Source organism: Streptomyces sp. NPDC006691, assembly GCF_042869955.1.
Lineage (GTDB): Bacteria > Actinomycetota > Actinomycetes > Streptomycetales > Streptomycetaceae > Streptomyces.
Map to the genome: position 1 here is coordinate 43,384 of NZ_JBIAGW010000006.1, position 13,189 is coordinate 56,572.

Consider the following 13,189-nt stretch of genomic DNA (forward strand, 5'->3'; position numbering starts at 1 on the left):
GCAGTACGTACGGTTCTACTTCGTGGGGGCGGCTGCGGCAATGCTCGCCCGCCCCGGTACCGACGGGGGCCGGCCGGGACGGGGCGAGCCCGCCGGCCGGCACCGGTTGGTCCCCCGGTCAGCCCTGGATCAGCCCGAGCACATTGCCGTCGGGGTCGGTGAACGTGGCCACCAGACGGCCGCCGCCCACGTCGTTCGCGGGCTCCTTGACCTTGGCGCCGGCGGCGGTCACCTCGGCGAGCTTCGCCTCGATGTCCGGCACGTGCCAGTACGCAACCGGCCCGGTCATGCCCCGGTCGGCGCCGCCCGGCACCAGGCCGATCTGCTGGCCCTCGGCCTCGTAGCCGACGTAGTACGGCTCGTCGCTCGTCGGCGTGACGCCGAGCAGCGCGGTGTAGACCGCCTTGGCCGCCGCGAGGTCGGTCACGGGGTGCAGCACGGTCTTGATTCCCTGGGTGGCGGAGCCGGTGGTCATGGTCACTCCTGTAGTCGTGGGCTGGTGCCCGGTTCGCACTCGGTGCCGGGTCGAGACCCGGGAAACCGAGGTGCTGATCACGCTAGCTCCGGCCCGGTGGCCGCGCTTCTCCGTTCCTGATCGGTTGGCGCGAGCTGCGCCGGACGGGGCGGGGCGAGGGGTCGCGGGGGCCTCGGTCCGTACGTTCCCGGACGGCCCGGACGCACGGCGAAGCCCCCGGCCGAGAACGGCCGGGGGCTTGTCCGCGACGGCTCAGGAGTCGTCGCGCTTGTCGCTCAGTGAGTCCCTGACTCCCTCGCCACGCTCCTTCATGTTGCGCATCGCGTCCTTGGCCTTGCCCTTGGCCTGGTCGGTCTTGCCCTCGGCGGCCATGCGGTCGTTGCCGGTGGCCTTGCCCGCGGCTTCCTTGGCCTTGCCCTTGATCTTGTCCATGGCGCTGTCGCCCACGGCGAACTCCTACGTGGTCGGGATCACTGACGTCACCCAACCTAGGACAGATGCGCACATACCGCCCGGCGAGTGTCCCTCGTCCGGCACATCGCTCCCCCGGCGGCACGGGCCGGGCCGACGGCACGGGATGATGGCGCCATGAGCCTTCCCGACGCCATCACCGCCACCCTCGCCGCCCGTGACAAGGTCGACTTCGAGCAGGACTTCGCGCGCACCCGCCAGATCATGACCTTCGTCCACCGGACGGAGGGCGCCGAGGCGGTCGAACTCGCCATGTTCGAGGGCCCGTTGCCCATTCCCGCCGTCGGCCAGGCCGTCACGCTCTGGATCACGGGGCACCCCCTCGTCGTCCAGCGGGTGGAGACCCACTACGGACTCGGCGGGGCCGAGACCCACCCCAAGCGGGAGCAGGTCGCCTCCGTCATCGTGTTCGTGGCACCCCGAACTCCCTGATCCAGCAGGCCTGTTGACCCGCCGCATCCCGCTCCTCCCGCGGGATGCGGCTCCGGCTCGGTCGGCTCGGCCCCCCGATCGCCCCCGAACATCCCCATCGGGTTCCCGATCAGACCCCCGACCCGACGGATTCCTTCCGAGGCTGCGGCGCCTGTGCCGTATCGCCGCCGTGAGGTCCAGGAGCGGCCCGGCTCGACGGCCGTACGAGTACCAGGACGATCAGACCACCGAGGGCCGCCGCCACCGCCGAGCACAGGAAGACACGGTCGAGACCGGTGGCGAAGGCCTGGTGGACGAGGTGCCGCGCCGCGTCGTGGTGCCCGGCCGGAGCCGCCTCCACCAGGCGCTGTGCCTGACCGGCGGCCAGCGCGTCGGCGCCCCTGTCTGCGTCCGGCACGGTGCCGGCGAGGGTGGCCGCCGTGCGGCCGGTGAAAACCGCGCCGAGTACGGCGATGGCCAAGGTCATGCCGAGCTGGCGGAAGGTGTTGACGGCGCCGCCCGCCATACCCGCCCGCTGGGGCGGCACGGTGGAGGTGGCCGCCGAGACCAGCATGGGCGTGGCCAGACCGACGCCGATGCCGGTGACCACCAGCCCCCCTATGAGGGACGTGCGCCCGGCGTCGGCGGTCATGGCCGCCCGCAGCAACAGCATCCCCGCCGCGACGAGCAGCAGGCCGCCGCCGATCGGCAGACGGGGGGCGAGCCGCTGGATGTGGCGCCCGGCGAACACGGCCACGACGAAGGACGCGGCGGCCAGCGGCGTCAGGGCCAGGCCCGCGCCGACCGGGCTGAGGCCGACGACCGACTGGAGCCACAGCGAGAGCAGGACCAGGCACCCGAAGGCGCTGCCCTGGAGCAGCAGCGCGCCGCTCATCAGGCCAGCGAAGGAGGGGCGGCGCAGCAGCGCCAGGTCCAGCATCGGGGAACCGCCGAGCCGCGCGGTGCGGTGCTCGACCACCACGAAGGCGAGCAGCGCGAGCACGGTGACGGCGAACGTCGCGAGGGTCACGGCGTCCGTCCAGCCGGACTCGCCACCGCGGATGAGCCCGTACGTCAGGCTGCCCGCGGCGATGGTGAAGGCGGCCGCGCCGGGAATGTCGATCCGGGCGGGCCCGCCCTGGCCGGACGAGGCGCGGGGGCGGTCGGGACGCACCACACGCAGTGTCAGGGTGATGGCGACCGCGGCGATGGGCAGGTTGACCCAGAAGATCGTGGGCCAGCTGATGTGTTCGGTGAGCAGGCCGCCGAGGAGCGGTCCCGCGGCGGCGGCCGCGCCGTTGGCCGCGCCCCACACACCGAAGGCGGTGCCCCGGTCCCGGCCCTGGTACGAGCCGAGCAGAAGGGCGGGCGTGGTGGCGAACATGGCCGCGCCGCCGACGCCCTGCACCACGCGGGCCGCGATCAGCACGCCCACGTCGGGCGCCAGGCCGCAGACGAGGGAGGCCGCGGCGAAGACGGCCAGGCCGTAGACGTAGAAGCGCCGGTGGCCGAAACGGTCCGCGAGGGAGCCGGAGGCCAGGAGCAGGGCGGCCAGGGCCAGCGCGTACCCGTCGATCACCCACTGAAGCGATGAGAAGGAGGCGTCGAGGTCGTCAGCCATGCTGGGGAGTGCGACGTTCACGATGGTCACGTCCACCAGCAGGATGAAGGCGCCGAGGCAGACCGCCGTCAGGGGCCACCACTTGCGCATGTCAGGTTCTCCGATCGAATCGAAAGTGCTGTCGGGACCCGAAAGGCGCTTACGGTCGGCGCCGGTCCCGGGAATGAGTGTTGAACGTCCGGGCCGATTTTCATGAGCCAGCGCCCAGGTGATGCGTGAATCCGACACCATGGGCTTCATGAAGACGTATCTCGACACCTTGAACCGTGCGGACCGCGAACTGTCGGAGGAGGACCTCAGCCTTGCGCATGCCTTGCAGATCAATGGGCGGGCGTCGTTCCGGGAGATCGCGGATGCCCTCGGGGTGTCCGACCAGACGGCCGCGCGGCGTTGGTCGCGACTGCAATCCGCCGGGAAGCTCCGGGTCCTCGGCCTGACTGACCCGCAGCGCGTCGGCGACTCCCCGTGGATCGTCCGGGTGCGCTGCACGCCCGACGCCGCCGCTTCCATCGGGGAGGTCCTCGCCCGGCGCCCGGACACCAGCTGGGTGAACCTCAGTTCGGGCGGCACCGAGATCTCCTGCTCGGTACGTACGCGGGGCCCCGGGACCGAGGAGTCGCTGCTTCTGCAGAAGCTGCCGCGCACCCCGCAGGTGGTGGACGTATCGGCGCACTGTCTGCTGCACGTCTTCTTCGGTCAGGACCTCGGCACGATCAACAAGAGCGGGCCACTGACGGCGGCGCAGGTCGAGCAACTCACCCCGTCCGTCCAGCCCGAGCGGGCGACGGCCGACACCCCGCCGGTGGCGCTCGACGAGAGCGACCGGCGACTGCTCGACCTCCTGGCCAGGGACGGCCGGGCCGCACCCGCGGAACTGGCCGCCGCGACGGGGCTCTCCGTGTCGACCGTGCGCCGCCGCATCACGGAACTCCGAACCGCCGGGGTCCTCTACTTCGATGTCGAGTACCACCCGGGCGTCCTGCACCGGAGGTTCAGGGCGGCCCTGTGGCTGGAGGTCGACCCGTCCCGGCTGGCGGAGGCCGGAGCGGCGATCGCGGCACACCCGGAGGTCTCCTTCGCGGCCGCCGTCACGGGCACGGCCACCCTCTACGCGAGCATCGACGTGGCGACCGCGCAGCTCTTCTACCGCTACCTCACCGAGTCGGTTGCCGCCCTGCCGGGCCTGCGCCACACGGCGACCGTGCCCATCCACCGCACTCTCAAGGGACCCGGCCCCTACCTCCCCGCCCGAGCCTGAACCGACCAAGCCACCCGGGCCCGAGCCACCCGAATTCGAGTACGCCGTGCCCGGTCACGCCGAGCCGGCGCACCAGGCCCGAGCAGCCTGGCTCCGAGCCCCCCGAATCCGTGCGCGGCCCGCGCACACCGGACCCGGATGCCCCCGACCCGGATGCTCCGGACCCGGAGCTCCCGCGTCAGTGCGCCCGGTCGGGAGCGGCCCCGACGGCGGGCAGCATCGCGCGCCGGCAACGTACGAGATAGCGCTCGGCGGCTTCCACGGCTGCGGCCATCGAACGCTCCCCCATCAGCACGCACAGCGTGTACGCGGCGTCGTCCCGCGCCTGGAGCGCGCCGGAGTCCAGCGGCGCGCGGGCGACCCGGCGTTCCCTGCTGCGCAGCAGGGACAGCAGTTCGTGGACAACATGGCAGTGGGGCAGCAGCATCGTGGGCTCCGGCATCGAACGAAGGACGGGGGCGTGGCGGCGTCGACGCCCCGCCGGGCGCTCGCGTCGCCATCCGCAGGCGGCTCGGCCCTGAAGCGCCTCTCATCGTCACCCCTCACCTCACCATCCGCACCCCGAAGCATCACACTGCGTCACGATGGTCGGAGGCTGCGATGCGCGACGGCGCCTCCGCACCCCTGAGGACCCAGCCGTGCTGGGTGCGTCACGCAAAGTAGTTTCGTGGGCGCGGAATTCAGTGGGCGATCTCAATGGTTGGCATATACATCGACCGAATCGGATCGACCTGCCGGGCACCACCGGTCAGGCCGGCACTGACAGCGAGGCATCGTGAACGACCGCACCCCCGAGCAGCCCGCCGACACCGTCGCGCGGCTGCGCGCCACCTTCCGCTCCGGCCGCACCCAGCCCCTCTCCTGGCGCACCACCCAACTGCGCCGGCTGCGCGAGATGCTCACCACCCATGGTGCGGACCTGGCGGAGGCCCTCCACGCCGACCTCGGCAAGAGCTCCACCGAAGCCTTCCGTACCGAGATCGACTTCACGATCCGCGAGATCGACCACACCCTGGAGCACCTGGCCGACTGGCTGCGCCCGGAGCCCGCCCCCGTCCCGGCCCACCTCGGCGCGGATGCGACGGCCCACACGCGGTACGACCCGCTGGGCGTGGTCCTCGTCATCGCGCCGTGGAACTACCCGGTCCAGCTGCTCCTGACCCCGCTGCTGGGGGCGCTGGCCTCGGGCAACGCCGTGGTCGTCAAGCCCAGCGAGATGGCGCCCGCCACCTCCTCGGCGCTGGCCCGCCTGCTGCCGCGGTACCTCGACACCGACGCGGTCGCCGTCGTCGAAGGTGCCGTACCCGAGACCACCGCCCTCCTCGCGGAGCGCTTCGACCACATCTTCTACACCGGCAACGGCACGGTCGGCCGCATCGTGATGCGGGCCGCCGCCGAACACCTCACCCCGGTCACCCTCGAACTGGGCGGCAAATCACCGGCGTTCGTCGATCGTGGTACCGACCTGGCCGTCGTCGCGGACCGCCTGGTGCGCGGCAAGTTCCTCAACGCCGGACAGACCTGTGTCGCCCCGGACTACGTCCTGACCGACCCGGAGACCGCCCGCGCCCTGGAGCCCGAGTTCGCCCGCGCGGTCGAGGCGCTGTTCGGCGCCGATCCGCAGAGCTCGCGCGAGTTCGGCCGCATCGTCAACGAGCGGCACTTCGACCGGCTCGCGACCCTGCTCGATTCCGGCCGGACGGTGACCGGTGGCGCCACCGACCGGGCCACCAAGTACATCGCGCCGACCGTACTCGCCGACGTCGACCCCAAGTCGCCGGTCATGCGGGAGGAGATCTTCGGTCCGGTGCTGCCCGTCGTCACGGTGGCGGACCTGGACGAGGCCATCGGGTTCATCAACGACCGCGACAAGCCCCTCGCCCTGTACGCCTTCACGGAGTCGGACCGCACCCGCGAGCGGCTGGCCGCCGAGACGTCGTCCGGCGGCCTCGGCTTCGGCCTGCCGCTGGCCCATCTGACCGTCTCCGACCTGCCGTTCGGCGGGGTCGGCGAGAGCGGGATGGGCAACTACCACGGCCGCTACTCGATCGAGACGTTCAGCCACCGCAAGGCCGTGCTGAGCAAGCCCCTCGGCTGATCCGCCCCCCTCCTGAGGAGTGACCTCACCTGGAGGGCCAACTGCCTTTCCCACGCGTGCAGTTGACCCTTCAGGCGCACTCCCCCAGGACCTCGCGGATCACATGGCGGGCATTCCGCGCCATCGCCGGGTTCGTGGTGCGGTAGTACGGCAGCGCGATCAGCGCCTGAGAGAGCGTCCGGGCGCGGCCCCGGCGCCACGTCGCGTCGTCCACGCCGAGCGCCGAACGGAAGACCTCGCGTCCCACGGCCGGCAGCAAGTTCCAGGCGGGGAAGAGGTCACAGGCCGGATCGCCCACGCCCGCACACCCGAAGTCGATCACCGCGGCGAGCCGGCCACCGTCCACCAGCAGGTTGCCCGGCATGAGGTCGGCGTGCAGCCATACGGGCGGCCCGTCCAGGTCCCGAACCAGCAGCCCGTCCTCCCACACCGCCTCGGCGGCAGCGCAGTCGACGTCCTCCTGCGGGAGGTCACGCAGCAGCGCGAGCGCCTTGCGGGTCTCCTCGTCCAGAGAGCCAAGTGGCCCTCCCCGGTGGGCCGTTGGGGGGCCGGGCAGCGTGACGCCGCGCATCACCGCGACGAACGCGGCGAGGTCCCGGGCCAGCCCGACGGGCTCCCGCAGTGCACCGGCCTCCGGATTCCCGCCGGACCGCCACCGGTACACCGACCACGGCGCCGGGTACCCCTGCGCGGGCTCCCCCGCGCCGAGCACCTCGGGGATGGCGACGGGCAGCAGGGGCGCGAGGCGGGGCAGCCACTCGCGCTCGCGCAGCACGTCCCCGGCCCCACCCGCCACCAGAGGCAGCCGTACGACCATGTCATCACCCAGGCGATACATGGCGTTGACCGTGCCCCCGGAGGCGAACCGCTCCACCGCGAGTCCGGCCCACTGCGGGAACTGCTCGGCGATCAGCCGTCGCACGAGGTCGTCGTCCAGGAAGTACTGACCGATGTGAAGCTGCTCGGCGCTCATGGGGCACCATCCCATCGCGGTGCGCCCGAGGCCGTCAAACGATTACGGTCGGCCCGAACCCGATGGCGGTCCACAAGCCCGGTCCGCCCGGCCGCGCCCAACTGCCGTACCCGAGCGGGTCGTTCGAGACATCGCGGCTCGCCCCACAGCACCGCGCGGAACGAGTGACGGTCCGCGAACCCGCCGGTCAGAGGCCTCTTTCGCGTTTCCGTGGTTTGAGATGCGCAGAAGCGGCCAGGCGTACTGGTGTCGGAAAACATGATCAACCGCAGGTGGAGGCAGCCCATGACGAGCGACGATCGGGCCCCACGGACACACGGCAACGCCGAGAACGCCGTCAAGGACGTCGTCGACGGCTGAGCCGTCGGATCTCCCACCTCCCCCTCCCTCACCTCACGCGGGTCCCTTATGTCACGTTGAGGACCAAAGTCCTGCCCTCAGTGCGGGCTTTGGTCCGGCGATCAAGGACTTTCACCGTGAGACCGCGCCGCCCGGAGGGAGTTCCATGTAGGGCGCACCCTTCTGTTGTCGAGCGAGAGAGACGTTGCGTGCTGAGCACCGAGGATCAACAGCCAGAGCCTGAGGCAGTCACCCGGCACCGTTCCCTGTTCCGGGCGGTCCACCGCAGGCGTAACCCAGCACTGCGCCGCTCGGACATCACCGTGACCGACGAGGCCGCGGTCAAGCGCGCCGTCAAGGCCACGGCCCTCGGCAACGCCATGGAGTGGTTCGACTTCGGTGTCTACTCCTATCTCGCCGTCGTCATCGGCAAGGTCTTCTTCTCCGGCGCCGGCGACACCATGCAGGTCATCGCGTCGCTTGCGACGTTCGCCGCCGCCTTCCTGGTCCGGCCGCTCGGCGGCATGTTCTTCGGGCCGCTCGGCGACCGGGTCGGCCGGAAGAAGATCCTCGCCCTGACCATGATCATGATGGCCGCGGCGACCCTGTCGATCGGCCTGATCCCCAGCTACGCCACCATCGGCATCTGGGCGCCGGTACTGCTGATCCTGTGCCGCATGGTCCAGGGCTTCTCGACCGGCGGCGAGTACGGCGGCGCGGCCACGTTCATCGCGGAGTACGCGCCGGACAAGCGCCGCGGGTTCTGGGGTTCCTTCCTGGAGTTCGGCACCCTGATCGGCTACACCGTGGCCGCCTCGCTCGTGACCGCCCTCACCGTGTTCCTGAGCGACGACGCGATGCAGCAGTGGGGCTGGCGGATCCCGTTCCTGGTGGCGGGTCCGCTCGGTCTTGTCGGCCTCTACCTCCGGCTGAAGCTCGACGAGTCGCCGGCCTTCAAGAAGCTGGAGGAGAACGGCTCGTCCGACCGGGAGCGGGAGAAGCTGCCGCTCAAGCGCATCCTCTTCGGCAACGGCCGCGCGATGCTGTTGTGCCTGGCGCTGGTGGCCGCGTTCAACATCACCGACTACATGCTGCTCTCGTACATGCCGACGTACCTCTCGACGCAGGGCTTCAACGAGACCACCGGCCTGATGTCCATCGTGATCGTGATGATCGTGCTGATGGCGATCATCAATTCGGTCGGCCGCCTCTCCGACCGGGTCGGCCGCAAGCCGGTCCTCATCGGCGGCTCCATCGGCTTCATCGTGCTCGCGGTGCCCAGCTTCCTGCTCATCAAGCAGGGCAGCACCGTCGCGGTGTTCACCGGTCTGCTCGCCCTCGGCCTCGCGCTGGTCTGCTACATGGGCACCATGTCCTCGGCGCTGCCCGCCCTCTTCCCCACGGCGATCCGCTACGGCTCGCTCTCCATCGGGTTCAACATCTCGGTGTCCCTGTTCGGCGGCACGACGCCGCTGGTGGTCCAGGGTCTGATCGGGGCCACGGGCAACGACCTGATGCCGGCGTTCTACACGATGCTGGCGGGCCTCGTCGGCCTGATCGCCGCGCTCGCCATGACGGAGACGGCCCGCAAGCCGCTGGAGGGCTCCCCGCCCTCGGTCGCCACGGCCGAGGAGGCGGCGGAACTCGTCGCCGCCTCGCGCGCCTGACAGCGTACGACACCGTAGAGAGGCCGCACCCCACTGATCGCCTGCACGGCGGGGTGCGGCCTCTGCCGTAGGGTGAGTCAGTCGTGCTGTGCCGCAGGAATCCGGAGCAAGCTGAGCGTGTCCTCGTCCTTCCAGTCGGTCCTGGACCGCATCGCCACCGAGATCGCGGCCACCCCGGGCCGTGGCCGCCCGGCCGACTACATCCCCGTCCTCGCCTCGGCCGACCCACAGCGCTTCGGGATGGCGGTCGCCGAGCTCGACGGCACGGTGTACGGGGTCGGCGACTGGCAGCAGCCCTTCTCCACGCAGTCCATCACCAAGGTCTTCACTCTCGCGCTGTGTCTCGCGCGGGAGGGCGAGGAACTGTGGGAGCACGTGGGCCGTGAGCCCTCGGGCAACCCCTTCAACTCCCTGGTGCAGCTGGAGTACGAGGCCGGAATCCCCCGCAACCCGTTCATCAACGCGGGTGCCCTCGTCGTCACCGACCGTCTCCAGTCCCTGACCGGAGACGCGGCCGGCACCCTGCGTACCTTCCTGCGCACCGAGTCCGGCAACCCGCGCCTCGGTTACAACGAGCAGGTCCGCGCCTCCGAGGCCGCCCACGGCGACCGCAACGCCGCGCTCGCCCACTTCATGGCCTCGTACGGCAACATCTCCACGCCGGTCCCCGAACTCCTCGACCAGTACATCCGCCAGTGCGCCCTGGAGGCGTCCTGCGCGGACCTCGCTCGGGCCTCCGGCTTCCTTGCCCGGCACGGGATACTGGCCGACGGTTCCGCCCTGCTGTCCCGCAGCCGGGCCAAGCAGATCAACGCGGTCATGCTGACCTGCGGCACCTACGACGCGGCAGGCGACTTCGCCCATCGTGTGGGCCTGCCCGGCAAGAGCGGGGTCGGCGGCGGCATCATCGCCGTGGTCCCCGGCCGCTGCACCCTCTGCGTCTGGAGCCCCGGTCTCGACGAGCGGGGCAACTCGGTGGCGGGCGTGGCAGCCCTGGACCGCTTCACCACCCTGACCGGCCTTTCCATTTTCTGACCCCCCGTCAGGGATCGTGCCCTGCGCGCACGTTGAGCCCTGGCTCCGCAGGGGCGGCTTCTGGCTCGGCTCTCCGCTCGGCTCCCGGAGGAGCCGAGCGGGCGGCCTGGGCAACACCGGGCGGGCGCCAGTGAGGTCATGGAGATCCGCACTGTTCCAGGCTCTTGAGATCAGTCGCCGGTCTTCACGGGCTCCAGCTTGATGCTGAAGTGCCGGAGGATCGGGGACTGGCCCGTGACCCGGTAGCCACGGACCGACTCAGGGTTCTTCGCGATGTCTGCCAGGGTGGCGGCGACGTGGTCGTAGTGGCTGCGCGTGTAGACCCGTCGGGGAAGAGCCAGCCGTACCAGTTCGTAGGGCGCCGTCTTGACGGGGTTGCCGTGCTCGTCCTCTTCACCGAGGTACAGCGACCCCAGCTCGGCCGAGCGGATGCCTCCGCGCAGGTAGAGCTCGCAGACCAGTGCGGTGCCGGGGTACTGGTGCGGGGGGATGTGCGGCAGGAGACGCCCGGCGTTGACGTAGAGGGCGTGCAGACCGGCGGGTTCCACGATGTCGACACCGGCCTCGCGGATGCGTGCGGCGAGATAGGCGGCTATGTCGGCACGCTCGGCGAGGTAGGCCGGCTCGGTCACTTCGAGGAGGCCCCGGGCCATCATGTCGAGGTCACGCCCGGACAGACCGCCGTAGGTGGTGAATCCTTCGGTGGCGATGAGCAGGCCCCCGCACCGCTCGGCGAGTTCGGCGTCCTTCAGGCCGATGAAGCCGCCGATGTGGACGATCCCGTCCTTCTTCGCGCTCATGACGCAGCCGTCGGCGAGGCGGAAGGCCTCCTCGGCGACCTGGCGCGGAGTGCGGTCGGCGTATCCGGGTTCGCGCTGGGTCACCAGCCAGGCGTTCTCCGCGAACCGGGCCGCGTCGAGGATCATCGGCACGTTGTGACGGCGGCACAGTTCGGCGGTGCGGTGCAGATTGTCCATGCTGACGGGCTGGCCCCCGCCACCGTTGTTGGTGATGGTCATCAGCACGGCCGCAACGGGCGTCCGGTCCGCGTTCTCCAGGGCCTGTTCGAGGGCGATCAGGTCGATGTTGCCCTTGAACGGAAAGTCGCTGTCGAGGTCCTTCGCCTCGGCACAGGGCAGGTCGTACGCCGTGCAGCCCGTCAGTTCGACGTTGGCGCGGGTGGTGTCGAAGTGCGTGTTGGACAGCACACTCGTACCGGGCCGCAGCAGCGAGGAGAAGAGGATGCGCTCGGCCGCGCGGCCTTGGTGGGCCGGCAGGATGTGGGGGTAGCCGGTGAGTTCGGAGACGACCTCGTGCCACCGGTAGAAGGAGCGGCTGCCGGCGTAGGACTCGTCGCCCCGCATTCCCGCGGCGAGCTGGTCTGCGGAGATGGCACCGGTCCCGGAGTCGCTCAACAGGTCGATGGTGACTTCGTCGGCCCGCAGATCGAAGGGGTTGTAGGCGACCCGCTTGAGCGCGGCCTCGCGCTCCTCCCGGGTGGTGAAGGCAAGAGGTTCTACGACCTTGATGCGGTAGGGCTCCACGTGACTTCCTTCTGTGCGGTGTGCGGGCTGACGTGGCCGACGGCCTGGTGCCCGGGGTCCAGGACGCTCTGGGTGCGTTGCGCCGGCATCCAGGTGCCCCGCGGGTACTGCTCCTGCGGCGGCCGGACGCGGTAGGCCTCGGAACTCAGATAGGCGGTGAGCCGGGGCGGCCGGTTGCGCTCGTACACCAGGGCGAGGTAGGCGATCAGCCCCACGCCGTCGGCGAGGGCTCGCCGGGTGAGCGCCCCCAGACTCCGGTTCAGGACGGTGGGGTCCAGGCGGGCCCGGGTCAGCAGGGCTGTGGCGCGGGCGAGGGCCTCTTCGTCATCGCGCACGTAGTCGCGAACGGGAATGTGGAGCGTGAAGCCGCTCGGGGTGCTGTCGCCCCCGGTGAAGGAGTGGCAGGTGAGTGCCGGCCGCCGCACCAGTCGCGGAGTGTCGTTTCCGCCGCGCTCGGAGGGCGCGAGGGAGCCCGCGGCCGCGTGGAAGAAGTAGCGGATGTCGGCCGTCGTGGCTCCAGCCGTGGCTCCTAAGGTACGGCCGAGCGCGCAGGCGTCATCCGCTGACATGCGCGGGTGTCTCACGTAGACCTTGACGCGGGGGGACTTCCAGGCGCCCAGGTCCAGAGCGAGGAACGGATAGCCGGCCGCCGGGGGCAGTTGCTCGAAGGCCTGGCCGTAGCCGAGCCGCCGCAGTGCCTCGTGCACGGTGCGGGCCGCGTTTTCCGGGCCGGAGGCGGAGGGGTTCAGGTAGACCTTGACCCCTGGGACCCCTCCGGCGCGCAGATCGAGCGCGTACCACAGGGCCAGGGGGCCCTGGGCTCCAGCGGGGAAGAACAGGTCGGCGAGGGCGTCGAGTTGGTCGGTGCCGAAGCCCCAGCGGGCGCCCATGGCGCGGATGTCCGCAAGCCCGGCCCGGCCGCTGTCGACCATGTCGTTGTGGGCCCACCCTGGCTCCACGAGCACGCGCAGGGCCGGGGCGGCGTCCGGAGCGCCGGCGAGGGAGAACTCGACGGGGGTGTGGTCATCGGAGAGGAAGGCGGGCGAGGCCGGCGGCAGGGACAGCGGCCGGTCAGCGGCGCCCGCGAGGGAGTTGATCAGGACCTGCCCGTACAGCTCGGTGTCCGCCTCGCTCAAGCCCACCGTGGCGCCCAGGCGCCGCAGTTGACCGAGTACGTGGTCGCCGAGCGTCGTCTCACCGGGGCCGGTTGCCGGTATGCCGGGGCCCGGGCGAGAGGTCATCGTGTGCCTCGCACGTCGTGGCGCGTACCGCGTCCGGACGGTGTGGAAGTACGGGG

Annotated in this window: 12 protein-coding genes; 5 read left to right on the forward strand and 7 right to left on the reverse strand. The window is 71.0% G+C overall.

Annotation, left to right across the window (positions count from 1 at the left end; genetic code table 11):
• Nucleotides 1-118 precede the first annotated feature (118 nt).
• Both ACFYNP_RS15720 and ACFYNP_RS15725 read right to left on the reverse strand, forming a co-directional pair.
• The gene (locus ACFYNP_RS15720) at nt 119-475 is read right to left on the reverse strand and encodes a VOC family protein (protein ID WP_388409232.1); all 357 of its coding nucleotides are present in this window, start codon (nt 473-475) and stop codon (nt 119-121) included.
• A gap of 252 nt (nt 476-727) precedes the next feature.
• On the reverse strand, nt 728-922 hold the full coding sequence (locus ACFYNP_RS15725) for a CsbD family protein (protein ID WP_388409235.1): 195 nt from the start codon (nt 920-922) through the stop codon (nt 728-730).
• A 141-nt stretch (nt 923-1,063) separates the two neighbouring features.
• On the opposite strand from ACFYNP_RS15725, the gene ACFYNP_RS15730 reads away from it, so the two are divergent.
• Nucleotides 1,064-1,378, forward strand: coding sequence for a hypothetical protein (locus tag ACFYNP_RS15730; RefSeq protein ID WP_388409238.1), 315 nt, complete (start codon nt 1,064-1,066; stop codon nt 1,376-1,378).
• 109 nt (nt 1,379-1,487) lie between these two features.
• Here ACFYNP_RS15730 and ACFYNP_RS15735 read toward each other — a convergent pair whose 3' ends face one another.
• Nucleotides 1,488-3,068: an MFS transporter gene (locus ACFYNP_RS15735; RefSeq protein WP_388785860.1), complete on the reverse strand. Its 1,581-nt coding sequence runs from the start codon at nt 3,066-3,068 to the stop codon at nt 1,488-1,490.
• A 148-nt stretch (nt 3,069-3,216) separates the two neighbouring features.
• On the opposite strand from ACFYNP_RS15735, the gene ACFYNP_RS15740 reads away from it, so the two are divergent.
• On the forward strand, nt 3,217-4,236 hold the full coding sequence (locus ACFYNP_RS15740; protein WP_388786269.1) for an Lrp/AsnC family transcriptional regulator: 1,020 nt from the start codon (nt 3,217-3,219) through the stop codon (nt 4,234-4,236).
• A gap of 178 nt (nt 4,237-4,414) precedes the next feature.
• Here the strand turns inward: ACFYNP_RS15740 and ACFYNP_RS15745 are convergent, their stop codons facing one another.
• Nucleotides 4,415-4,678, reverse strand: coding sequence for a DUF5133 domain-containing protein (locus tag ACFYNP_RS15745; protein WP_388409246.1), 264 nt, complete (start codon nt 4,676-4,678; stop codon nt 4,415-4,417).
• 333 nt (nt 4,679-5,011) lie between these two features.
• Between ACFYNP_RS15745 and ACFYNP_RS15750 the strand changes: the two genes are divergently transcribed.
• Nucleotides 5,012-6,334, forward strand: coding sequence for an aldehyde dehydrogenase family protein (locus ACFYNP_RS15750; RefSeq protein WP_388785862.1), 1,323 nt, complete (start codon nt 5,012-5,014; stop codon nt 6,332-6,334).
• Nucleotides 6,335-6,404: 70 nt separating this feature from the next.
• Here the strand turns inward: ACFYNP_RS15750 and ACFYNP_RS15755 are convergent, their stop codons facing one another.
• The gene (locus ACFYNP_RS15755; RefSeq protein ID WP_388785863.1) at nt 6,405-7,307 is read right to left on the reverse strand and encodes an aminoglycoside phosphotransferase family protein; all 903 of its coding nucleotides are present in this window, start codon (nt 7,305-7,307) and stop codon (nt 6,405-6,407) included.
• Between the two features lie 548 nt (nt 7,308-7,855).
• Between ACFYNP_RS15755 and proP the strand changes: the two genes are divergently transcribed.
• Together proP and ACFYNP_RS15765 are read left to right on the forward strand one after the other, a co-directional pair.
• Nucleotides 7,856-9,313 carry a glycine betaine/L-proline transporter ProP gene (proP, locus tag ACFYNP_RS15760; RefSeq protein WP_376208644.1) on the forward strand — a complete coding sequence of 486 codons (1,458 nt, stop codon included), beginning with the start codon at nt 7,856-7,858 and terminating at the stop codon, nt 9,311-9,313.
• A 111-nt stretch (nt 9,314-9,424) separates the two neighbouring features.
• Nucleotides 9,425-10,348, forward strand: a complete 924-nt coding sequence (locus ACFYNP_RS15765) for a glutaminase (RefSeq protein ID WP_388786271.1) — start codon at nt 9,425-9,427, stop codon at nt 10,346-10,348.
• Nucleotides 10,349-10,518: 170 nt separating this feature from the next.
• Here ACFYNP_RS15765 and ACFYNP_RS15770 read toward each other — a convergent pair whose 3' ends face one another.
• Together ACFYNP_RS15770 and ACFYNP_RS15775 are read right to left on the reverse strand one after the other, a co-directional pair.
• A complete protein-coding gene (locus ACFYNP_RS15770) occupies nt 10,519-11,892 on the reverse strand; it encodes a tryptophanase (protein WP_388409253.1) in 1,374 nt (457 codons plus the stop codon).
• Nucleotides 11,865-13,133: a tryptophan dimethylallyltransferase family protein gene (locus ACFYNP_RS15775; protein ID WP_388785864.1), complete on the reverse strand. Its 1,269-nt coding sequence runs from the start codon at nt 13,131-13,133 to the stop codon at nt 11,865-11,867. Before ACFYNP_RS15775 ends, ACFYNP_RS15770 begins: the two co-directional genes overlap by 28 nt.
• Nucleotides 13,134-13,189 lie beyond the last annotated feature (56 nt).

What these genes read in the sequence shown, in the direction of transcription:
- ACFYNP_RS15720 (WP_388409232.1), bottom strand. Translation starts at nt 475, where the DNA reads ATGACCACCGGCTCCGCCACCCAGGGAATCAAGACCGTGCTGCACCCC.
- ACFYNP_RS15730 (WP_388409238.1), top strand. Translation starts at nt 1,064, where the DNA reads ATGAGCCTTCCCGACGCCATCACCGCCACCCTCGCCGCCCGTGACAAG.
- ACFYNP_RS15735 (WP_388785860.1), bottom strand. Translation starts at nt 3,068, where the DNA reads ATGCGCAAGTGGTGGCCCCTGACGGCGGTCTGCCTCGGCGCCTTCATC.
- ACFYNP_RS15740 (WP_388786269.1), top strand. Translation starts at nt 3,217, where the DNA reads ATGAAGACGTATCTCGACACCTTGAACCGTGCGGACCGCGAACTGTCG.
- ACFYNP_RS15745 (WP_388409246.1), bottom strand. Translation starts at nt 4,678, where the DNA reads ATGCCGGAGCCCACGATGCTGCTGCCCCACTGCCATGTTGTCCACGAA.
- ACFYNP_RS15755 (WP_388785863.1), bottom strand. Translation starts at nt 7,307, where the DNA reads ATGAGCGCCGAGCAGCTTCACATCGGTCAGTACTTCCTGGACGACGAC.
- ACFYNP_RS15775 (WP_388785864.1), bottom strand. Translation starts at nt 13,133, where the DNA reads ATGACCTCTCGCCCGGGCCCCGGCATACCGGCAACCGGCCCCGGTGAG.